Origin of the sequence: Anoxybacillus tepidamans PS2 (assembly GCF_000620165.1) — a bacterium.
Taxonomy (GTDB): Bacteria; Bacillota; Bacilli; order Bacillales; family Anoxybacillaceae; genus Anoxybacteroides; species Anoxybacteroides tepidamans_A.
On the sequence record NZ_JHVN01000002.1, the window covers coordinates 21,295 to 42,179 of the forward strand.

The 20,885-nt window shown below is 45.6% G+C and carries 21 protein-coding genes; 3 read left to right on the plus strand and 18 right to left on the minus strand.

Annotated elements, in window-relative coordinates:
- Positions 1–5: 5 nt before the first annotated feature.
- The gene (locus N667_RS0102875) at positions 6–368 is read right to left on the minus strand and encodes an Asp23/Gls24 family envelope stress response protein (RefSeq protein WP_027408175.1); all 363 of its coding nucleotides are present in this window, start codon (positions 366–368) and stop codon (positions 6–8) included.
- A 244-nt stretch (positions 369–612) separates the two neighbouring features.
- On the opposite strand from N667_RS0102875, the gene rpmB reads away from it, so the two are divergent.
- Positions 613–798 (plus strand): 50S ribosomal protein L28, encoded by a 186-nt coding sequence (rpmB, locus tag N667_RS0102880; protein WP_027408176.1) that lies wholly within the window; start codon positions 613–615, stop codon positions 796–798.
- 67 nt (positions 799–865) lie between these two features.
- Here the strand turns inward: rpmB and spoVM are convergent, their stop codons facing one another.
- The 17 genes from spoVM to N667_RS0102965 all read right to left on the minus strand — a co-directional run bounded on the left by spoVM (position 866) and on the right by N667_RS0102965 (position 18,356).
- The gene (spoVM, locus tag N667_RS18200; RefSeq protein WP_003394991.1) at positions 866–946 is read right to left on the minus strand and encodes a stage V sporulation protein SpoVM; all 81 of its coding nucleotides are present in this window, start codon (positions 944–946) and stop codon (positions 866–868) included.
- A 77-nt stretch (positions 947–1,023) separates the two neighbouring features.
- Positions 1,024–1,674 (minus strand): thiamine diphosphokinase, encoded by a 651-nt coding sequence (locus N667_RS0102890; RefSeq protein WP_027408177.1) that lies wholly within the window; start codon positions 1,672–1,674, stop codon positions 1,024–1,026.
- Between the two features lie 115 nt (positions 1,675–1,789).
- Entirely contained in the window at positions 1,790–2,440 is a 651-nt protein-coding gene (gene rpe, locus N667_RS0102895; protein WP_027408178.1) for a ribulose-phosphate 3-epimerase, read from the minus strand.
- Complete coding sequence (gene rsgA, locus N667_RS0102900) at positions 2,440–3,324, minus strand: ribosome small subunit-dependent GTPase A (protein ID WP_027408179.1); 885 nt, start codon at positions 3,322–3,324, stop codon at positions 2,440–2,442. Before rsgA ends, rpe begins: the two co-directional genes overlap by 1 nt.
- 4 nt (positions 3,325–3,328) lie before the next feature.
- Positions 3,329–5,257: a Stk1 family PASTA domain-containing Ser/Thr kinase gene (pknB, locus tag N667_RS0102905; protein WP_027408180.1), complete on the minus strand. Its 1,929-nt coding sequence runs from the start codon at positions 5,255–5,257 to the stop codon at positions 3,329–3,331.
- Positions 5,258–5,263: 6 nt separating this feature from the next.
- Entirely contained in the window at positions 5,264–6,013 is a 750-nt protein-coding gene (locus tag N667_RS0102910; RefSeq protein WP_027408181.1) for a Stp1/IreP family PP2C-type Ser/Thr phosphatase, read from the minus strand.
- Positions 6,014–6,017: 4 nt separating this feature from the next.
- Positions 6,018–7,073 carry a 23S rRNA (adenine(2503)-C(2))-methyltransferase RlmN gene (gene rlmN, locus N667_RS0102915; protein ID WP_051529946.1) on the minus strand — a complete coding sequence of 352 codons (1,056 nt, stop codon included), beginning with the start codon at positions 7,071–7,073 and terminating at the stop codon, positions 6,018–6,020.
- Positions 7,074–7,117: 44 nt separating this feature from the next.
- Entirely contained in the window at positions 7,118–8,461 is a 1,344-nt protein-coding gene (gene rsmB / locus N667_RS0102920) for a 16S rRNA (cytosine(967)-C(5))-methyltransferase RsmB (protein ID WP_027408183.1), read from the minus strand.
- Positions 8,451–9,407, minus strand: coding sequence for a methionyl-tRNA formyltransferase (gene fmt / locus N667_RS0102925; RefSeq protein ID WP_027408184.1), 957 nt, complete (start codon positions 9,405–9,407; stop codon positions 8,451–8,453). Before fmt ends, rsmB begins: the two co-directional genes overlap by 11 nt.
- A gap of 10 nt (positions 9,408–9,417) precedes the next feature.
- A complete protein-coding gene (gene def / locus N667_RS0102930; RefSeq protein WP_027408185.1) occupies positions 9,418–9,891 on the minus strand; it encodes a peptide deformylase in 474 nt (157 codons plus the stop codon).
- A gap of 15 nt (positions 9,892–9,906) precedes the next feature.
- Positions 9,907–12,318 (minus strand): primosomal protein N', encoded by a 2,412-nt coding sequence (gene priA, locus N667_RS0102935; protein WP_027408186.1) that lies wholly within the window; start codon positions 12,316–12,318, stop codon positions 9,907–9,909.
- Positions 12,315–13,511, minus strand: a complete 1,197-nt coding sequence (coaBC, locus tag N667_RS0102940; protein ID WP_027408187.1) for a bifunctional phosphopantothenoylcysteine decarboxylase/phosphopantothenate--cysteine ligase CoaBC — start codon at positions 13,509–13,511, stop codon at positions 12,315–12,317. The genes priA and coaBC overlap by 4 nt, the downstream gene beginning before the upstream one ends.
- 53 nt (positions 13,512–13,564) lie before the next feature.
- Positions 13,565–13,768, minus strand: coding sequence for a DNA-directed RNA polymerase subunit omega (rpoZ, locus tag N667_RS0102945; RefSeq protein ID WP_027408188.1), 204 nt, complete (start codon positions 13,766–13,768; stop codon positions 13,565–13,567).
- A gap of 2 nt (positions 13,769–13,770) precedes the next feature.
- A complete protein-coding gene (gene gmk, locus N667_RS0102950) occupies positions 13,771–14,385 on the minus strand; it encodes a guanylate kinase (RefSeq protein ID WP_027408189.1) in 615 nt (204 codons plus the stop codon).
- A gap of 14 nt (positions 14,386–14,399) precedes the next feature.
- Positions 14,400–14,663 carry an extracellular matrix/biofilm regulator RemA gene (gene remA, locus N667_RS0102955; protein ID WP_027408190.1) on the minus strand — a complete coding sequence of 88 codons (264 nt, stop codon included), beginning with the start codon at positions 14,661–14,663 and terminating at the stop codon, positions 14,400–14,402.
- 56 nt (positions 14,664–14,719) lie between these two features.
- A complete protein-coding gene (locus tag N667_RS0102960) occupies positions 14,720–15,595 on the minus strand; it encodes a YicC/YloC family endoribonuclease (RefSeq protein WP_027408191.1) in 876 nt (291 codons plus the stop codon).
- A gap of 70 nt (positions 15,596–15,665) precedes the next feature.
- Positions 15,666–18,356, minus strand: a complete 2,691-nt coding sequence (locus tag N667_RS0102965; RefSeq protein ID WP_027408192.1) for a calcium-translocating P-type ATPase, SERCA-type — start codon at positions 18,354–18,356, stop codon at positions 15,666–15,668.
- Positions 18,357–18,459: 103 nt separating this feature from the next.
- On the opposite strand from N667_RS0102965, the gene N667_RS0102970 reads away from it, so the two are divergent.
- Complete coding sequence (locus N667_RS0102970) at positions 18,460–20,172, plus strand: NFACT family protein (protein ID WP_027408193.1); 1,713 nt, start codon at positions 18,460–18,462, stop codon at positions 20,170–20,172.
- A gap of 96 nt (positions 20,173–20,268) precedes the next feature.
- The gene (locus tag N667_RS18205) at positions 20,269–20,805 is read left to right on the plus strand and encodes a hypothetical protein (protein WP_232223878.1); all 537 of its coding nucleotides are present in this window, start codon (positions 20,269–20,271) and stop codon (positions 20,803–20,805) included.
- The last annotated feature ends 80 nt before the right edge of the window (positions 20,806–20,885 follow it).

Below are 20,885 nucleotides of genomic sequence, written 5' to 3' on the forward strand. Positions count from 1 at the left end.
CTATCCTATGGGTTCGTGACGCGAACCCCTTGAACATAAATGTTAATCGACTGCACAGCAAGTCCTAATGTTTTATCTAACGTGTACTTTACTTTTGTTTGCACATTATGAGCTACTTCCGAAATTTTAATTCCATAGCTTACGATAATATACATATCAATATGCACTTCTCCGTCTTCTTCTCGCACAACTACGCCTCTTGCAAAATTTTCCCTGCGCAAAATTTCTGAAATGCCGTCTTTAATTTGATTTTTCGATGCCATTCCTACAATTCCGTAGCAATCAACAGCTGCTCCACCCGCGATCGTCGCAATAACGTCGTTGGAAATTTCAATCCGGCCATACTTCGTTTGCAATTCAATGGACATATGGGCTTCCTCCTTCGGAAATGTTCACATAGCTACAGCCATTTTACTATAACAGTTTCCTTTTTGAAAGCCCCTTCACCCTCTAGTATTATTTAGCCTAAAACAAAATAGATGTCAAGGAATTTTTCTTGAAAGGTTGAAGCTGGGCTATTGCAATCTGCCATTTTGTATGATAAATTATAGTAGTGTTTTTAGCATGCGCAGTCGATGACTGAATTTGTGTTGGAAGTAAGGAGGGAAAAAAATGGCGAAGTGCTTTGTAACTGGAAAGAAAAAATCTTTCGGCAACTCTCGTTCACACGCAATGAACGCTAATAAACGTACATGGAAAGCAAATCTTCAAAAAGTGCGCATTTTAGTAGACGGAAAGCCAAAACGTGTATGGGTTTCTGCACGTGCGCTTAAATCTGGAAAAATCGAGCGTGTATAATACAAAAAGCTAATGCTTTGCGCTCGTTAACCCAAATAAAAAAGCACCAGAGATTGGTGCTTTTTTATTATCCTTTTTTAAACGAGTTTAACATCGCCCGAACAATTCCACCAAGAAACTTTGGCAGCTTAATCGTATAAAACTTCATTCCGATCCCTCCCCAACTATCGTGACGCGCTTTACCTCATTTCCTTATAAGTATATTCCGCCGATGAAAAATAGTACCTACAAGTGACCTCCTGAATCATTGCTTCTTATCATCATTAATATGCCCTCAGAAAAAGAAAAAGTACCAAAAGATTGGATGAGTTCATTACTAATACATAGTGTAGAACCGAGCCGAATATGACAATTTGTTAATGGATATTTAAAACCTTTTAAGTTGATTCCTTTTACTTCAGAGGAAACCGGGATAAAAGAAATGTAGCGATGCTCGTCTTTTGAAACTGTGTATTCCCCAGGAGCGTGGATTGTTATCACATTTTGCTTATCGATGATTTCAATCGGTTTGTCTAAATATTTTACTAGCAACTGAATGTTCCCTAACAAATGGTCGATTCGTCCCCCTGTCGCTCCGAAAATACGAATAAGAGTGACCTTATCTTGCCTAGCTGCCCAATCTAGTGCGATTTCCATATCCGTTTTGTCTTTTTCCGACGGCCATATATCCAAATCGTTCAGCACGGACCGCACATAGGCAAGCTGCTCCGTACTGATGGAATCAAAATCGCCAAATGCCTTGACAGGGCGAATTCCCGCTTCTAATAAAGTCATAACTCCTCGGTCGACACCAACCCATTGAACACCGTCTGTTACGAACTGTTGAAGTGAAGGAAGAAACTCGCCCGGACCACCGCCTACAATATAAATAAACACTTGTTTCTCTTCCTTTCTATTAAGTAATAATGGAGAATTTCGTTTCTGAGCAACATAAAATAGGATGTTTTTTTAAAAGCACCTAACAAAAACGGAAGGCATGCACCTTCCGTTTCTAACGAGCGCCGCGAATCGCCTCGATGGCCGCCTTGCGATCGGCCTGTCCGTAAATAGCTGACCCAGCAACAAGCACGTTTGCTCCTGCCTCTATGCAAAGGCGAGCCGTTTCTACATTGACGCCTCCATCCACCTCGATTTCAAGCGATAGATTTCTCTTTTGTGCCAATTGTGCTACTTGGCGAATTTTAGGGAGCACAGAATGAATGAATTTTTGGCCGCCAAAGCCCGGATTGACCGTCATTAACAGCACTAAATCAACATCATCGATGATATGCTCGATCATCTCTACAGGCGTATGCGGGTTCAAGACGACTCCCGCCTTCACTCCGCATTCTTTAATCAGATGCACTGTCCGATGCAAATGCGGGCACGCTTCGACATGAACGGATAAATAATCAGCACCGGCTTTCGCAAAAGCTGGGATGTAACGATCTGGATGCTCAATCATCAAATGGACATCAAGCGGCAATTTCGTAATTGGCCGAATCGCTTCGACAACAAGCGGTCCGATCGTAATGTTTGGCACAAAATGGCCATCCATCACATCGACATGGATGTAATCAGCGCCTCCTTGTTCCACATCGCGGATTTCATCGCCAAGCTTCGCGAAATCGGCTGATAAAATCGAAGGAGCAATTTTAATCATTAGTAGTACCTCGTCTTTCTTTCCTTAATTTCTTCCATAAAACTTGTATAATGCTCATAGCGATATGCAGGAATTTTCCCGTCTTCGAGCGCTTGTTTTACGGCACATTTCGGTTCTGTCATATGTATGCATCCACGAAACTTGCACCCGTCGCTATGTTTGAGAAATTCCGGAAAACAAAGGGGCAACTGTTCTTCTTCGATATCTTGAAACTCTAAAGCGCTAAACCCAGGCGTGTCAGCAACGAGCCCTCCGCGGATTTCTATCAGTTCGACATGGCGGGTCGTATGCTTTCCGCGCCCTAAATGGGTCGAAATATCATTTGTTTTCAAGTGTAAATCTGGGCGCAGGGCATTTAAAAGCGATGATTTCCCCACACCTGACTGACCAGCAAACACAGAAATGCGCCCCTCTAAATAAGGATAGAGCTGCTCAATTCCTGACTTTGTGACCGTTGACGTTTCGATCACATCATAGCCGATGCGGCGGTAATCACGAATATACTCTTCGACAAGCGGCTTCATCTCTCCACCCAGCAAATCCATTTTATTGACGACAATCACTGGGCGAATATCTTTCGCTTCGATTAGAACGAGAAAGCGATCGAGAAGCACCGAACTAAAATCTGGCTCCACAGCAGAAAATACAAGAATTGCTTGATCAACATTGGCAATCGGCGGGCGAATGAGCTCATTTTTCCGCTCATGCACTTCCATAATATATCCATCCGTTTTGTTGCTTGCTTGAAACGTCACATGGTCGCCAACAAGCGGGGTAATTTTTTGCTTGCGAAACACCCCCCGACCTCGACACTGAATCACTTCCCCTTCGCTTAACACATAATAAAATCCGCTCAACGCCTTAATAATTTTTCCTTCTGCCATAGCCTCACTCCTTTGGATACGGAATTGTTCCTTCTTGCTTAACAACGTTATTCACAATAACTCGGTAGTATCCTTGGCCGCCATATGGAATGACAAACTCTACTGTTTCCTTAGCTGAAGCAGTAAGACGATACGTTTTATACGGCTTTGCCATATTATGATTAGCGTCTTGAATGTATAACTGTGCCTCCACTACTTTCCCAGGCTGTTGTGAATCGTATGGAATTTCAATTTCTTTGACAACGGTTTTATTCGGTAGTTGCTCCTTGCCGCGAGAAATAATAACGGTAATCGTTGCCCCTTTTTGCAATTCCGTATTGGCGCCCGGCGTTTGCGAAATCACAATTCCCTCTGGCACTTGATCGGAATACTCGTGCTTAACAATGACGTTGAGCTGTTGCTCTTCCGCATAATCGCGCACACTTTTTTCCGTATATCCCGTTAAATCCTTTAACATAATTTTCGGTGTTCCTGCGCTGATTGTGAGTTCCACTTCCGTTTCCTCAGGAACAACTTTTTCTCCTGGAGAAGGAAACTGCTCAAGAATCGTTCCAGCCGGTTCGTCGCTATAGCGCTCAATACGTCTAACTGCTAAATAATGTTCATCTTTTAACTGCGCTTCGACCGTCTGAATATCTTCGCCAATGAAATTGCCAAATTCGACTTTCTTTTTTCCTGTGCTTTTATAAATAGTAATGGCTGTCCCTTCTTTAACAACTTTCCCTGCCTCTGGCTTCGTGCGGATCACGTTTCCTTCTGCGATTTCATTATCTTCCATTTCAATTGTATCTTTTATCTCAAAGCCAAGCGAAGAAAGTTTTGCCACTGCTTGATCGTAATCTTGATTCGTAACGTCTGGAACGGTAACATCTTTCGGAAAGAAAAGCGCCGGCACCCACGTCACTACGCTTACACCGACAGCAGCGATCAAAAAAAGAAACGCCATTAACCAGACGAGCCACTTTCTCTTCTTTTTTGGAGTTTGAGGCGGCTGTTCCTTCTTTTCTTCATGCACAATCGTCTGTTCCGTCAACTCTCCATCTTTAATAACTGGAATTGCTTTCGTCGGCTCGTCATCTTCAGGGATGGTAAATTTCTGTTCATTCAGTCGGTCCGGATGAAGCGCTGTACGGATATCTTCGTTCATCGCACGCGCCGATTCGTAACGATAAAACGGATCTTTCGCTGTCGCCTTTAAAATCACATTCTCTACACTTTGCGGAATCGCAGGATTCCATGCTTTCGGAGAAGGAGTTTCTGTTTGTAAGTGCTTAAGTACAATCGAAACCGCTGATTCTCCGGAAAAAGGAAGACGGCCTGTTAACAGTTCAAACATGACAATTCCTAGCGAATAAATGTCGGACTTCTCCGTAGCCACACCTCCGCGTGCCTGTTCCGGTGACAAATAATGAACCGACCCAAGCACAGAATTCGTCTGGGTAATCGTCGTTGAACTTAACGCCACAGCGATGCCAAAATCAGTCACTTTTACCTTTCCACTTTCATCAATTAAAATATTTTGTGGCTTAATATCTCGGTGAATAATGCCATTTGCGTGCGCGTGGGAAATCGCCGATGTGAGTTGCTCCATAATATCTAATGCTTTCTCAACAGCAAGCGGGGCATGTTGCTGAATATATTGTTTCAATGTATAGCCACGTACATATTCCATTACAATATAATAAATGCCTTCATCTTCTCCGACATCATAAATGCTCACAATATTTTCATGATTCAAGCTTGTCGCTGCTTGTGCTTCGCGGCGAAACCGCTTAATAAATTGCTCGTCGCTAGAAAAATCAAAGCGCAATATTTTAATGGCTACATCCCGTTCTAAAATCATGTCCCTTGCTAAGAAAACGTTCGCCATTCCTCCGCCGCCAAGCAAGTTCATAATTTTATAGCGCCCGTTAAGTCGTTTGCCAATGAGCATGTGCTATCACCCGCTTTCACATTCCGATGAAAATTCCACAATCACTAATGTAATATTGTCTTCTCCCCCATGCTCATTTGCTAAATGAATCAATGTTTGCGCCTTCTCTTCGAGCGATTGTTCTGAAACTAAAACATCTATCATCATTTGCTCTGAAACCTTATTCGATAGTCCGTCCGAACATAGCAACAAGCGATCATCTTGTTCAATGCCGATTGTTTTGATATCGAGCTTCACATCTTTTTCCGTTCCAAGCGCACGCAATAACACGTTTTTACGCGGATGATGCTCTGCGTCTTCTTTAGAAATTTGTCCCGTTTTCACGAGCTCATTTACAAGGGAATGGTCTTCGGTAATTTGTTGAAATCCATGTTGATTCAACAAATAACAGCGGCTGTCGCCGATATGGCCGACTGTTGCAAACTGATCCGTGCAGATCGCGCTTACAACCGTCGTCCCCATTCCTTGACATTCTGCATGGCGCGACGAATGATCTAGCAACAAACGGTTGATATTTGCAATTTGCTCCTTCAACCATTGTTCAGCAGCTTCCGGTGAAGAAATTTTTTCCGTCTCTTCCCACTGATTTTTTAAATAGGTGATCGTCATTTCGCTCGCCACGTCGCCCGCGCGATGACCGCCCATGCCATCGGCGACGACCGCTAAATAATAGCCGTCCTTATTTTGAAAGATGCCGCCGCAGTCTTCATTATGAGGCCGAATTTTTCCAACGTCGGTTTGGAAAACGACTTTCATTATTTCACCTCGTCTCTTCTTTTCGCTCCTTCGCGCGAAGCTGTCCGCATGCTGCATCGATGTCGTGCCCTTGTTCGCGGCGAATCGTCACATTGATTCCGTGTTTTTTAAGCGTCCGTTCAAAAGCAAAAATTTGCTCCCTCGGTGTCCTCACATAATTTCGTTCAGGTACATAGTTGACTGGAATTAAATTCACATGGCATTTTAATCCTTTTAACAGTTCCGCTAATTGTTCTGCGTGCTCTACTTGATCATTGACTCCGCCGAACAATCCGTATTCAAATGTGACGCGGCGTCCCGTCTTCTCGATATAATAGCGCACAGCTTCCATCAATTTAGGAAGAGGGTATGCTTTATTAATCGGCATCAGCTTTGTGCGCAACTCTGTTGTCGGTGCATGGAGTGAAATAGCAAAGTTGATCTGCGTTCCTTCATCAGCAAATTGATAAATTTTAGGTATAATTCCACTTGTCGAAACAGTAATATGCCGCGCTCCGATGTGCAACCCTTTTGGATGGTTGACAATCTTTAAAAACTTCAACAATGCATCGTAATTGTCAAATGGCTCACCAATCCCCATCACAACGATGCTGCTCACACGCTCTCCTTGTTCATCGAGCGCCTTTTGCACTTTCACGACCTGGGCAACAATTTCTCCCGCTTCTAAATGGCGCTTTAATCCGCCAAGCGTTGAGGCGCAAAACGTGCAACCGATACGGCAGCCAACCTGGGTCGTGACGCAAATGGAATTGCCGTAATCGTGCCGCATTAAAACGGTTTCGATGGAATAGCCGTCATGGAGCTCAAATAAAAACTTCATCGTGCCGTCTTTTGATGTTTGTTGAACGATCGTTTTTAATGTCGTCACGGTAAAATGCGCGGCAAGTTGATCGCGCAACGCCTTTGGAAGATTCGTCATATCGGCAAATGATGATGCCCTCTTTTGATAAAGCCATTCATATACTTGTACCGCACGAAACGGTTTTTCTCCTTGTTCAGTCATCCACGTTTGCAGCTCTTCTAATGTTAAAGAGTAAATTGATGGTTGATATGTAACCATTTCTCCCTTGCTGTTCGTTTGCCTTTCTGCTGTTTCCAATGAAGCTACACCTTCTTTCTTAATGATGCGATAAAAAATCCGTCCGAACCGAAATAATGAGGCAATAAACGTAATTGTCCGTTCGCCACATACGGGCGCACCTTTTCAGGCAATCGCGCAGCGAGCGTATTGTCCGGCGCAAACTCTGGATGGCGCCGTAAAAATTCAGTCACAACCGCCTCATTTTCGTCTCGGTCTATTGTACATGTACTGTAAACAAGTGTTCCACCTTTTCTTAATAGCGGCGCAACTTTCGTCAAAATTTCTAGCTGCAAGCTTGCTAATGCTGGAAGGTCTGCTTCCGTTTTGGCATATTTAATATCAGGCTTGCGGCGGATGACGCCAAACCCTGAACAAGGAGCATCGACTAAAATTTTATCAAATGACTCTTCGGCAAAACGGCTCGAAGCTCTTCGGCTGTCTAGCACATGGGCAGCGATGTTTGGCAAATGAAGGCGTTTCGCTTGCTCCTCAATTAGTTTCACTTTATGTTCATGAATATCGAGTGAAATGACTTGCCCAGTGCCGTTCATCCGCTCCGCAATGTGCGTCGATTTTCCCCCTGGCGCTGCGCAGCTGTCAAGCACTCTCTCATGCTCCATAGGGTGGAGCGCACGTGTAACAAGCATCGAACTTTCATCTTGGATGGTGATATACCCTTGTTCAAAGGCTTTCGTATGCGCCAAATTTCCTTTTTTCGCTTGAATCGCCTCAGGGGCGATCTCCCCGCGCGCTACCTCCACTCCTTCTTGTGAGAGCATCTTGATCACTTCTTCGACCGTCGTGCGCGCCGTGTTCACTCTTGCGGTTTGTTTCGGTGCCTGTAGATTCGCTTCACACATTTTTTCTGTTTCCTCAAAACCGTATTGGTCCACCCATCGTTTCACAAGCCAATACGGATGGCTCGTTTGAACAGATAATCGCTCGATGTCGTCAGCAATATCATCAATAGAAGGAACTCCTTGTCGCTGAATCGCGCGAAGCACCCCGTTGACCATTGAAGCAACTCCGCGATGCCCTCGCTTTTTCGCGATTTCCACCGCTTCGAAAATAACAGCCCGGTCCGGAATTCGATCGAGATATAGCATTTGATAAAGCGACAAGCGAAGCAGCATTTGCACCCATTTTTGCAATTTGCGAGCTTTTTCTAGGAACGGACGCAAATAATAATCAAGCGTGTCACGGCGCTGAATCGTGCCGTAAACAATTTCTGTCAACAACCCTGTATCTTTTTCCGATAAGCGGGAAGCGCGAATCATTTGATTAAGCTGCAAATTGCTGTATGCTTCTTGTTCTTCAATCGCTAAAAGCGCCTCTAGCGCCACTTCTCGTACATTTTTAGTTTTCATTTTCATCTCCTAACTTCATTCCAATTGCTACGTTTGCACCGGCACCACGCAAAAATTGTTCTGCACTCATTCGTTTTTTCCCTGCCGGTTGCAATTCAGTAATTTTAATTGCTGTCTCGTTTCCGCTCGCGACAACGATGCCGTCATCAACAATGTCGATGACCGTTCCCGGAGCAGCGGGAGACTGTGTTCGCATTTTTTCCCCCCACCATATTTTCCATACTTGTCCTTGGCATGTTGTATATGCTACTGGCCAAGGGTTCAAACCGCGAATATGGTTATAAATGCTTTCACCGGCTTTCGTCCAATCAATTTTTTCTTGTTCTCGTTTAATGTTATAAGCAAATGTCGCTTTTTCCTCCTCTTGCGGGACCGGTGTAATGCTTCCTTCCAGCAAAAGCGGAATCGTCTCTGATAACAGTTTTGCCCCAGCGGCACTTAATTTATCATGGAGCGTTCCTACTGTGTCGGTTTCCGTAATCGACACCTCCACCTGTGTTAAAATATCGCCCGCATCGAGCTTCTCGACCATATACATAATGGTGATGCCCGTCTTTGTTTTTCCTTGCAAAATTGCATAATGAATCGGTGCGCCCCCCCGCAATTCCGGAAGGAGCGACGCATGAACATTGATGCAGCCATATCGCGGTGCTTCTAGCAATTCTTTTGGCAAAATTTGCCCGAAAGCCGCGGTTACAATTAGATCAGGCTGTAGCGCAAGCACTTGTTCATATTGTTCTTTTTCGCGAATTTTCGTCGGCTGCAACACCGGAATGCCGTGTTTTTCCGCCTCGACCTTGACAGGGGGCGGCGTCAATTCTTTTTTACGCCCTTTCGGTTTATCGGGCTGTGTCACTACACCGACAACGTCATATCCGTCCCGAATTAATTGCTGCAATACCGGAACCGAAAAATCCGGCGTCCCCATAAATACGATTCTTACCATTCTCCATCATCTACCCTTCTAATTCCTCCGCTTCATAATAGCGGATGACCTTCGATGTAAATAAAATGCCGTTCAAATGATCGATTTCGTGCTGCAATGCGCGCGCTAAAAAGCCGGTCGCTTCTATCGTAAAGAAACGGCCGCGGCGGTTTTGCGCCCGCACTTTCACATAATTGGCGCGCTTGACTTCCCCAAACAACCCCGGGAAGCTTAAGCATCCTTCAGGCCCGGTTTGCTCCCCGCTCTCCTCGAGAATGACCGGATTCATTAATTCAATTCTTCCATGTTCATCGCCAACATCAACGATAGCAATTTGCTTAGCGATGCCGACTTGCGGAGCCGCTAATCCGACACCGTCCGCGTCAAGCATTGTATCATACATATCATTTAATAACTTGACAAGCTTGCGATCAAATTCAGTTACTTTTTCGCAAACTGTTTCTAACACTTCTGCCGGATATGTTACGATGTTTAGTCTAGCCAAAGTCATTCCTCCAATTTACATCATCATATATGGATTTGTATCAATTGTAATTAATAAGTCCCCTTGCGACATTTCTTGCTGATAACGGTCAACGACGTTTTTTAGCATTTGGGTAAAATTGGCCTCCCGCTTGTATTTTATCATGCATTGGTAGCGATATCTATCATGGAGCCGTGCAATCGGCGAAGCGACCGGGCCAAGAATAATAGCTTCTTTTGATAAGTGAGCACGCAAGTACGACGAAATTTTTTCCGTTATCGAGACCGCTTTCGTTAATTCCGAATGGGAAACAGTGATCAGCGTTAAATAATAAAATGGCGGATAACCATACAGTTTGCGAAGTGACATTTCTTTTTGATAAAACGTCTCATAATCATGACGTGCGGCTAGATTGATGCTGTAATGCTCAGGTGTATACGTTTGAATAATCACTTCTCCAGGCAATTGGTGACGCCCCGCTCTTCCGCTTACTTGCGTCAGCAACTGAAACGTTTTTTCGCACGCTCGGAAATCAGGAAGATGGAGCATCGTATCCGCAGTTAGAACACCAACGAGCGTCACTTTCGGAAAATCTAACCCTTTAGCAATCATTTGCGTACCAAGCAAAATATCAGCCTTTCCCTCACCGAACGCCGCTAGCATCCGTTCATGAGCCCCTTTTCTGCTTGTTGTGTCGACATCCATGCGAATGACCCGCGCTTCGGGAAGAAGTTTTGCTAGTTCCTCCTCCACTTTTTGCGTTCCCGTCCCGAAAAAGCGAATGTGCTCGCTTCCGCATGACGGACAACGCTGGGCGATTGGTTCTTCATAGCCGCAATAGTGGCATTTTAAACGCTGTCCCGCCCGGTGGTACGTAAGGGAAATATCGCAGTGCGGGCAACGGATGACATAGCCGCAATCGCGGCACATAACAAACGTCGAGTAACCGCGTCTATTTAAAAAGAGCACCGATTGCTCTCCCTTGTGCAAACGGTCCTGCAATTTTTCAAACAACGTCCGCGAAAACATTGAGCGATTGCCGATTCGCAGTTCTTCGCGCATATCGACAACGCTTACCGTCGGCAACCCGTTGTCGCTCATACGTTTGCTAAGCGTTAAAAGCTCATACACTCCCTTTTTCGCGCGGGCAAACGACTCAAGCGACGGCGTGGCGCTGCCGAGCACAACGGGACATTGATGGAAGCGCGCGCGGTAAATCGCTACATCACGAGCGTGGTAACGCGGCGTTTCTTCTTGTTTATAGCTTGCTTCATGTTCCTCGTCAATAATAACCATGCCGAGATTATCAAAAGGAGCAAAAATGGCCGACCGCGCTCCGACAACGAGCTGAACTTCTTTTCGGTGAATTTTTCGCCATTCGTCATACTTTTCACCGATGGAAAGGCCACTGTGCAACACCGCCACTTGAGAACCAAATCTTCCTTTGAATCGTTCTACCATTTGCGGTGTAAGGGAAATTTCCGGAACAAGTACAATCGCTTGTTTTCCGCGTTTGAGCACTTCCTCAATCGCTTGCATGTACACTTCCGTTTTTCCGCTCCCGGTGACGCCGTATAACAAAAAAACACGATGCTCCTCGGCTCGCACGCTTTCTACAATCGGCGTGAGCGCTCGCTTTTGTTCCTCGGTGAGCGGAAGCGGCCTTGTCTTTGGAAAATCTCGATGTCCATAAGGATCACGATACGTTTCCATTTCATATTCGTGGAGCATTCCTTTTTGCACTAACGTTTTAACGGCAGCATAAGAAGCCCCGCTTTGTTCTAGTGCTTCCTTTAACGGCATGCTCTCTTTGGCAAGAAGCAATGTCAATAATTGCTTTTGTTTAACGGCTTTTGCCGGCAGCGAATCGATCGCTTGTCCGCGCTGTTCTTGCGGAAGCGCAAAAGCGATATATTTGACCGTTTTCGCTGTGCCTTTTTCTTTCACTTGATATACGACTTCCAAATATCCTTTTTGAATATCTTTTTGCAAACGGCTTAATGCGCTTGTATGCTCTATTTCCTTCCATGGAACAACGGACCGCTCAGAAAAAAACGGTTGAATGCTCGAATCTAGCTGTGAGCGGTATTGCTCGCTGACAAGATGAATTTCTTTTTCATATTTCGCTTTCATCGCCGCGGGCAGCATCGCCTGATAAGCCGAAATGGCAAAGCAAAGCGTCGTTTCTGTTAAATATTCGCCTAAACGCAATAGCTCTTCATTCAATACAGGCGCCACATCTAAAATCGCTTCGATCGGCTTTAATGATTTTACGTCGGAGTGGGATTTTATGGCGACGACAAATCCCTGCAAGCGCCGAGCGCCGAACGGCACAGCGACGCGCATGCCGACTTGCAACACATCCTCCCATTTTTCTGGTATTTGATAATCAAACGGCCGATCTGTTTGCCGCGCTGGAACATCAACGATAACTGCTGCTACTTTCATTGAATCGCCTCTGCAATCTGTTTTAAAATTTCTTCCGCCACCTTCTTTTTCGACAACAGCGGAAGCTCAATCATGGAGCCGTCTCGCTTAAAAATCGTCACAATGTTTGTATCGCCGCCAAACCCTGCTCCTTCCTCGGCTACGTTGTTTGCTACAATCATATCTAAATTTTTGCTTTCTAGTTTTTTGCGTGCATATTCTTCGACTCTCTCTGTCTCTGCCGCAAATCCGACTAGAAATTGCTTGCTTTTTTGTTCTCCAAGCGTTTTTAAAATATCGACTGTTCTTTCTAACTCAATCATGAGATCGCCAGGTTGCTTTTTCATTTTTCCACTAAATATATATTTCGGACGATAATCGGCGACAGCTGCCGATTTAATCACGATGTCAGCATCCGGAAACCGCTTCGCAACCTCCTCGTACATTTCCTGGGCGGACTCGATGCGAACCGTTTCCACGTTCCGTGGCGCCGCCAAATGGGTTGGACCTGAAATAAGCGTCACATCTGCTCCCCATTCAGCGGCCGTTTCCGCAATAGCATATCCCATTTTTCCGGTCGATCGATTGGTGAAAAAGCGGACTGGATCAATTTTTTCTCGCGTCGGGCCGGCAGTGACGATCACTTTCTTCCCTCTTAGCGGAGAAAAAGCAGGAGAAAAATGCCGTTCAATTAGCGCGATAATCTTTTCCGGCTCTTCTAATCTTCCTTTTCCAACATATCCGCACGCTAAATGTCCCTCAGACGGTTCAATAAACTGATAGCCGAAACGAACGAGTTTTTCAATATTTTCGCAAACGGCCGGGTGTTCATACATATGGACGTTCATTGCCGGCGCAAGCCATACCGGCGCTTTCGTCGCAAGTAACGTTGTCGTAATCATATTATCTGCGATTCCATTAGCTAGCTTTCCAATCGTGTTGGCCGTCGCAGGAGCAACAAGCACCAAATCAGCCCAATCTGCTAAATCGATATGAGCGATGACAGCAGCATTTTTTTCGTCAAATGTATCCACATACACTTCGTTCCGCGACAACGCTTGAAAGGTCAGCGGTGTCACAAATTTGCACGCGCTTTCGCTCATAATGACTTTGACATGAACGCCTCTTTGCGTAAGCTGACTTGTTAGCGCTGCCGCCTTATATACAGCAATCCCGCCAGTGACACATAGCAAAACACGTTTCCCATCAATCATTCCGCAACGCTCCCTTCACCATTGTAAAAAAATAACAACCTAAAGCTAGGTTGTTATTTTTGCTCCTCTGTTACTAATTCGATATGACCAGCCGCGATTTCCTCTAACGCTTTTCCTACGAATTTCTTCGATACTGGCTTTTCAACCAATAAATCATCTTTTTCTTGCAGCTGGCGCGCCCGTTTTGCCGCAACGCTCACAAGCGTATACTTTGAATCTAATTTCTCCATAAGCAAATCGATGGAAGGATACAACATACTTACTCGACCTCCAACATTTTTTTATAGCGTTGTGCAACCCGCTCACGTTTGCAATGCTCCGCTGTTACAATCGCCTTAATGCGCTCGCATGCTAACTCAACGCGATCGTTTTCCACGACATAGTCGTACGCATCCATCATTTCTAGTTCTTCGCGCGCCGCTTTCATGCGATTATTGATTAATTCTTCGGATTCCGTTCCTCTTGTCACAATGCGATTTTTTAGTTCGCTCAAGCTTGGTGGAGCAAGGAAAATAAACAAGCCTTCAGGGAACGCCTTGCGCACCTGCAACGCCCCTTGCACCTCGATTTCGAGAAACACGTCTTTTCCTTCCTGCAACGTTTTCTCGACGTAATCAATCGGCGTGCCATAATAGTTGCCAACGTATTCGGCCCATTCTAACAATTTGTTTTCGCGAATCATTTGTTCGAACTCTTCGCGCGTTTTGAAAAAGTAATCGACCCCGTCTATTTCGCCTTCACGCGGCTTTCTCGTCGTCACTGAAATCGAATAATGCAAATTGATATCTGGCTGAGAAAAGAGCGCTTTGCGCACAGTTCCCTTCCCAACGCCTGAAGGTCCCGACAATACAATCAATAAACCTCTTTCGCTCATAAAAGTATGTAAACCTACCCTTCCTCTGATAAATCATCGCGTTCATATAGTCGATGCGCAACGGTCTCCGGTTGCACCGAAGATAAAATGACATGATCGCTGTCCATAATAATGACCGCGCGCGTTCGTCTTCCATGGGTCGCATCAATTAATTTTCCGCTCTCCCGCGCATCTTGCACAATCCGTTTAATCGGAGCAGAATCCGGATTAACAATAGAAATAATTCGGGAGGCTGAAACCATATTTCCGTAGCCAATATTGACTAATTTAATTCCCACAAAAATTCCACCTGCCATAAAAATTATTGTTGCCGCAATCCTACGCTTATAAACAGCTACTCGACGTTTTGCACTTGCTCTTTTACCTTTTCAAGCGCACTTTTCATTTCCACTACCTGCAAAGCGATGCGGCTATCGTTCGCTTTCGAACCGATCGTATTTACTTCACGGTTCAGCTCTTGTACCAAAAAGTCCAGCTTGCGTCCAATCGGTTCAGTATGCTGCAACGTCCGCACAAACTGCTCAATATGGCTACGAATTCGTTTCAACTCCTCGTTAATGTCCGCTTTTTCGGCGAAAATGGCCACTTCTGTTAAAAGGCGGGTCTCTTCAACCTCTCCTTGTACAAATTCCTTTATCCGTCTCATCAATCGCTCGCGATATTGCTCGGCGACTTCAGGGGCTAACTGTTCGACCATTTGTACACACTGCCTCACAATCGCCAGTTGCTCCTCTATGTCGCAAAGAAGTGCCTTTCCTTCTTGTTGGCGCATCGCCTTCAGCTGCACAACAGCTTCATCCGCAGCCGACAAGAGCAGATGTTCTATCTCTTGGTTTTCCGCTTCTTCCTCAACTACCTCTGTGACCCCTTCAAGCTGAAATAGTTGCGCGAGCGTAATGGAATCTTGAAGAGCAAAGCGGTCGGAGGCTTTTTTAATCTGTTCGTAATAGTCGCTCATGAGCTGCCAATCGACTTGGAGCTTTCGCTTTGTCCATCCTTCTCCTTCGACAGTAACGAACACTTCTACTCTGCCTCTTTTGATATATTCCGTAATCACTTTTTTTATTTTATCTTCAAATATCAACAATTGTCTAGGCATTCGAACAGAAATTTCACAAAAGCGGTGATTCACCGATTTCATTTCTACCGTTACGCCGATTAAGCCATTCGTTTTTTTGCTTCTTCCAAAGCCTGTCATACTATAAACCATACGATCACACCCATTATGTTAGCATACAAAAAGAAAAGGTCATAGAGAAACTTCTCTATCACCTTGCATATTATAGCATATTTGTAGACGATTTTCTCGTAAAAAACGATCCGGCAAACAAAAATGTAGGTAACGCAGCTAAGCCAATAATCAAAATCCAATCGAACAGCGCGATTGGAACTGTATGAAAAATGTGTTGCAGCGGCGGATAATAAATAACAACGAGCACAAGCAATAACGATAACAATACCGCCCAAACAAGATACATATTCCCAAGCGGATTGCGGTCAAAAATCGAACGTTCACAGCGGCAATCAAATACGTGAATCAGCTGCGCCATCACAAGAGTCGCGAACGCCACCGTTTGTGCGTACACAAGCTCGTTTCCGCTTCGTTCATACGCCGTCATAAAAGCAGCTAACGTAACAATACCAATAATAAATCCACGACTGACAATTTTCCAGCCGAGGCCACGCGCAAATACTCCTTCTTTCGGATGGCGCGGCTTCCGTTTCATTACATTATCCTCCGCCTGATCCAGTCCTAATGCCATCGCCGGAAGCCCGTCAGTGACAAGATTTACCCATAAAATTTGAATCGGGACAAGCGGCAGCGGCAATGCCAAAAGCATCGCAAACAACATCACTAAAATTTCGCCGACATTCGAAGCAAGCAAATAACGAATGAATTTCCGAATGTTTTCATAAATATTTCTTCCTTCATGAATCGCTGCCTGAATGGTCGCAAAATTGTCATCAAGAAGCACAAGAGCAGCCGCCTCTTTTGCTACGTCAGTGCCGGATTTCCCCATCGCTACACCAATATCGGCCGATTTAATCGCCGGGGCGTCGTTCACACCGTCCCCTGTCATCGCTGCGACATGCCCTCTCCGCTGTAACGCTTTTACAATTTTCAGTTTGTGCTCTGGCGATACGCGAGCAAATACGTATACGTCATCAACTACTTCTTCAAGCTCATCAACTGAAAGCCGAGATAATGTCGCGCCGTCCATTACTTTTCCGTTTGGCGGCAAAATACCGAGCTGTTTAGCAATCGCCTTCGCTGTCAACACATGGTCTCCGGTAATCATCACCGTTTTAATGCCGGCTTCTTTACATTGTTGAACCGCCTTTTTCACTTCCGGCCGCGGCGGGTCGATCATTGCCTGAATTCCGATAAAAATGAGCGATTTTTCTGCCTCTTTTTCCGATGCGATGCGCTCTTGCGCGTGAAGCGGACGATAAGCGACGGCAATGGTGCGAAGCGCTCTATTGGCCATTGTGTAAATCACGTCTTGCACCGTTTTTCGCCAAGCGGTCGTCATTTGTTGCTCGCGCCCATTCCACCATATGTGCTGGCTTATTTCCAGCAGTACATCAGGTGCCCCTTTTGTGACAATCCATCTCCGACCATTTCGATCTTTCACGATAACGGTCATCATCTTTCTCTCCGAGTCGAACGGAAACTCTTGTTCAATGACAAACTCCGCATCAAGACGCGTTCTCGTTAGACCAGCCTTTGCTGCAGCTACCAACAGCGCCCCTTCCGTCGGATCGCCGTCAATGTAGCGACGATTCTCTTTCTCCTTAATTTGCGAGCTATTGCAAAGCGCCCCGAATGTCAATAACTGTTGCAAGGTCGACTCCTTTTTGACATCCACAGGTCGGTCGTTTTCGTAAAACTGCCCCTTTATATCAAGCCCAGTGCCGCTGACCGTCCAATGCTTTCCACTCGCCCAAATATCGGTAACGGTCATCATATTTTCTGTCATCGTCCCTGTTTTGTCTGAACAGATAACCGAGGCGCATCCTAATGTCTCTACAGCTGGCAGCTTCCGAACAATGGCATTTTTCTTAATCATGCGCTGAACTCCAAGCGCTAGCGCGATCGTCACAATCGCTGGCAATCCTTCCGGAATCGCTGCAACCGCAAGTGACACTCCTGCTAAAAACATTTCATACAGTTCATGTCCTTGAATAACACCGACAACGACAACAAGAACCGTCAGTACTAAAGCAATGACAATTAAAATTTTTCCTAACTGCTCAAGCTTGCGCTGCAGCGGAGTTGTCACCGTTTCCGCTTCTTGAAGCAAGTTGGCGATCTGTCCCATTGCTGTCTTCATTCCCGTAGCGATGACAATGCCCATGCCGCTTCCCCTCGTCACGAGCGTGCCCATGAACGCCATGTTATGTAAATCGCCGATCGTCGCTTGTTCATTCATTAATGGAGCCGCCAACTTAGCCGTCGGAACCGACTCGCCCGTTAATGCCGATTCTTCGATTTCTAAGCCTTTTGCTTCAATTAAGCGGACGTCCGCCCCTATACGGTCCCCGCTTGAAAATTTAATAACATCGCCGACGACAAGCTCTTGCGAACGCACTTTGATCCATTCCCCGTCACGCAAAACTGTAGCCTGTGGAGCGGACAGTTGCTTCAGTGCTTCAAGCGATTTTTCGGCGCGCCGTTCTTGAAAGAATCCTAAAAAAGCATTCATAATCACGATGACGATAATCGCGACCGCATCGACATACTCGCCAAGAAAGCCGGAAATGACCGTTGCCACAAGCAGCACAAGCACCATAAAATCCTGAAACTGCTGTAAAAATAATAAAAGCGCCGACTGCTTTTTCGCTTCTTTCAGTTCGTTCGGTCCAAACCGCTTTAACCGTTTTTTCGCTTCTTCCGCCGTTAGTCCTTTCGCCAAATCCGTATGCGCTTCTTTCGCTACATCGTTTGGCGCGAGCGTGTGCCATTGCATATTGTATTCCCCCTTCCTCGTTGCTTTTCTATCAAAGCTTATTCAGACATGTCCGAAAAAATGATATGATATTAGCGAAATAAAAATAAGAAAGGTGTTTCATATGTCGTTTGACGGAATTTTTACATATGCGATGACAAAGGAATTAAAAACGGCGCTCGAAGGAGGACGCATCACAAAAATTTACCAGCCGTTTCAGCACGAATTGGTGCTTTATGTGCGCGCGCACGGAAAAAACTATAAACTGCTTCTATCGGCGCATCCAAGTTATGCACGAGTTCATTTGACAGCCGAAACGTACGACAACCCGGCCGAACCGCCAATGTTTTGCATGCTTTTACGCAAGCATTTAGAAGGAAGCATCATCGAATCGATTCGCCAAATCGATTTTGACCGGATTATCGTCATTGAAGCAAAAGGGCGGAATGAAATCGGCGATTTATCCGTCAAACAATTAATCGTGGAAATTATGGGGCGTCATAGCAATATCATCTTAATTGATAAAGAAACGAACACAATCATTGACAGCATCAAACATCTCTCGCCAGCGGTCAACCGCTACCGGACGGTGCTTCCTGGCTATTCATACGTCGCGCCGCCATCGCATGACAAGCTCAATCCGCTTACCGTCAATGAAGAAACCGTGATGAAAAAAGTGGATTTTCATGCCGGAAAGCTAGCAGAGCAGCTCGTTTCCGCTTTTGCCGGCATCTCGCCGCTGTTTGCCAACGAAGCGGTCTTTCGCGCCGGACTTGCCAACCGAACAACGCTGCCGAAAAGTTTTGTTGCCTTGATAGAAGACGTGCGAAATGACCGTTTTACGCCTTGTATTTATGACAATGGCCAAAAACAATGGTTTTACGTGTTGCCGCTGACCCATTTAGATGCGGAAGCGAAACCGTTCGCCACGCTGAGCGAGATGCTTGACCGCTTTTATTTCGGCAAGGCGGAACGCGACCGCGTCAAACAGCAAGCATACGATTTAGAGCGGTTTGTCGCCAATGAAAAAGCGAAAAATGAAAAAAAGCTTGGCAAGCTGAACGAAACGTTAGAAGAGGCGAAACAAGCCGAGCAATACCGGCTTTGGGGGGAACTGCTCACAGCGAACCTTTACGCCGTTAAGCGCGGCATGACAGAAATCGAAGTGATCAATTATTACGATGAAAACGGTTCGACGATGACAATTCCGCTTGATGCACAAAAATCGCCGTCAGAAAACGCGCAAAGCTATTTTCAAAAATATCAAAAGGCGAAAAACTCCATCGGCATCGTGCAAGAACAAATCATGCGGACAAATGAAGAGATCGCCTACTTCGACACGCTTTTGCAGCAGCTTGAAACGGCCGCGCCGAAAGATATCGAAGAAATTCGCGACGAATTGACCGAACAAGGCTATTTGCGGCCGCGCGCATCCAAGCTGAAAAAACAAAAGCCGCGCGCGATTGAACTTGAACGGTATACCGCCAGCGACGGCACGGAAATTCTCGTCGGCAAAAACAATAAACAAAACGATTATTTGACGAACAAACTGGCGCAAAAAGATGAAATTTGGCTGCACACGAAAGACATCCCGGGCTCGCATGTGGTCATCCGCAGCAAAAACCCGTCCGAGCAGACGCTCATCGAAGCCGCCCATCTTGCCGCCTATTTCAGCAAAGCGCGCCACTCCAGCTCTGTTCCCGTCGACTATACGCGCATCCGCCACGTCAAAAAACCGAGCGGCGCCAAACCGGGGTTTGTCATCTACGAAAACCAACAAACAATTTACGTCACGCCGGATGAGGAGCTGGTGATAAAAATGAAAAAAACCGTCTGATGAACAGGCGGTTTTTTCATCTTTCCTTTTGCTTGTATGCTCGCTTCCAATGACCGGAGAATGCTATAATAAAGTTGGAGAAAAGGAGGTGAACGAATGGAGGAAGTGTTAAGTCGGATTTTCGATGAACTGTCGTTTTTGCGTCAACATATGGCGACAAAAGACGATCTGGCCGCCATGAACAAACGCATCGAGCGCGTGGAACAAACGATGGCGACGAAAGAGGATGTCGCTGCGATGGACAAGCGGATTGAGCAAATTGAGGAAGCCATGGCAACAAAAGATGATCTCGCCGCGATGAACAAACGTATCGAGAACATTGAGCAAACGATGGCCACGAAAGAGGATGTAAAAGAGATTCCGTTTATTAAACAAGCCGTGCTGGAAATGCAGGAGGCGGTCAGGGAAATCCCAACAATAAAGCAAACGCTCGCCGAAGCGTTGCGAAAGCTGGATGACGTCATCGCTTCGCAGGCGCGCCAAGAGCTTGTGCTTCAATCGCTTGCGTTTCGTTCTCTTGAACACGAAAATGAAATTCGTTCCTTAAAAGCAAAACAACCCCTCTCCATAACACAACCATATCCCTCTCATGATGATATCATTCCAAAAAACAAATCAAGCAACCGCGAATAGGCGGTTGCTGTTTTTCTGTTAGCTAAATATTTCTTGAACTTCGCCACTAAATCATACGCTTAATTCGATGGACTTAATAT

Excerpts from the sequence above, each read along its gene's own strand:
- gmk (WP_027408189.1), bottom strand. The coding sequence starts at position 14,385 with ATGAGCGAAAGAGGTTTATTGATTGTATTGTCGGGACCTTCAGGCGTT.
- rsgA (WP_027408179.1), bottom strand. The coding sequence starts at position 3,324 with ATGGCAGAAGGAAAAATTATTAAGGCGTTGAGCGGATTTTATTATGTG.
- rsmB (WP_027408183.1), bottom strand. The coding sequence starts at position 8,461 with ATGAAAACTAAAAATGTACGAGAAGTGGCGCTAGAGGCGCTTTTAGCG.
- N667_RS0102965 (WP_027408192.1), bottom strand. The coding sequence starts at position 18,356 with ATGCAATGGCACACGCTCGCGCCAAACGATGTAGCGAAAGAAGCGCAT.
- N667_RS0102910 (WP_027408181.1), bottom strand. The coding sequence starts at position 6,013 with ATGAAAGTCGTTTTCCAAACCGACGTTGGAAAAATTCGGCCTCATAAT.
- rlmN (WP_051529946.1), bottom strand. The coding sequence starts at position 7,073 with ATGGTTACATATCAACCATCAATTTACTCTTTAACATTAGAAGAGCTG.
- coaBC (WP_027408187.1), bottom strand. The coding sequence starts at position 13,511 with ATGATTGATGGGAAACGTGTTTTGCTATGTGTCACTGGCGGGATTGCT.
- N667_RS0102970 (WP_027408193.1), top strand. The coding sequence starts at position 18,460 with ATGTCGTTTGACGGAATTTTTACATATGCGATGACAAAGGAATTAAAA.
- rpmB (WP_027408176.1), top strand. The coding sequence starts at position 613 with ATGGCGAAGTGCTTTGTAACTGGAAAGAAAAAATCTTTCGGCAACTCT.
- fmt (WP_027408184.1), bottom strand. The coding sequence starts at position 9,407 with ATGGTAAGAATCGTATTTATGGGGACGCCGGATTTTTCGGTTCCGGTA.
- rpoZ (WP_027408188.1), bottom strand. The coding sequence starts at position 13,768 with ATGTTGTATCCTTCCATCGATTTGCTTATGGAGAAATTAGATTCAAAG.
- priA (WP_027408186.1), bottom strand. The coding sequence starts at position 12,318 with ATGAAAGTAGCAGCAGTTATCGTTGATGTTCCAGCGCGGCAAACAGAT.
- N667_RS0102875 (WP_027408175.1), bottom strand. The coding sequence starts at position 368 with ATGTCCATTGAATTGCAAACGAAGTATGGCCGGATTGAAATTTCCAAC.
- spoVM (WP_003394991.1), bottom strand. The coding sequence starts at position 946 with ATGAAGTTTTATACGATTAAGCTGCCAAAGTTTCTTGGTGGAATTGTT.
- pknB (WP_027408180.1), bottom strand. The coding sequence starts at position 5,257 with ATGCTCATTGGCAAACGACTTAACGGGCGCTATAAAATTATGAACTTG.
- rpe (WP_027408178.1), bottom strand. The coding sequence starts at position 2,440 with ATGATTAAAATTGCTCCTTCGATTTTATCAGCCGATTTCGCGAAGCTT.
- N667_RS18205 (WP_232223878.1), top strand. The coding sequence starts at position 20,269 with ATGGAGGAAGTGTTAAGTCGGATTTTCGATGAACTGTCGTTTTTGCGT.
- N667_RS0102960 (WP_027408191.1), bottom strand. The coding sequence starts at position 15,595 with ATGGTTTATAGTATGACAGGCTTTGGAAGAAGCAAAAAAACGAATGGC.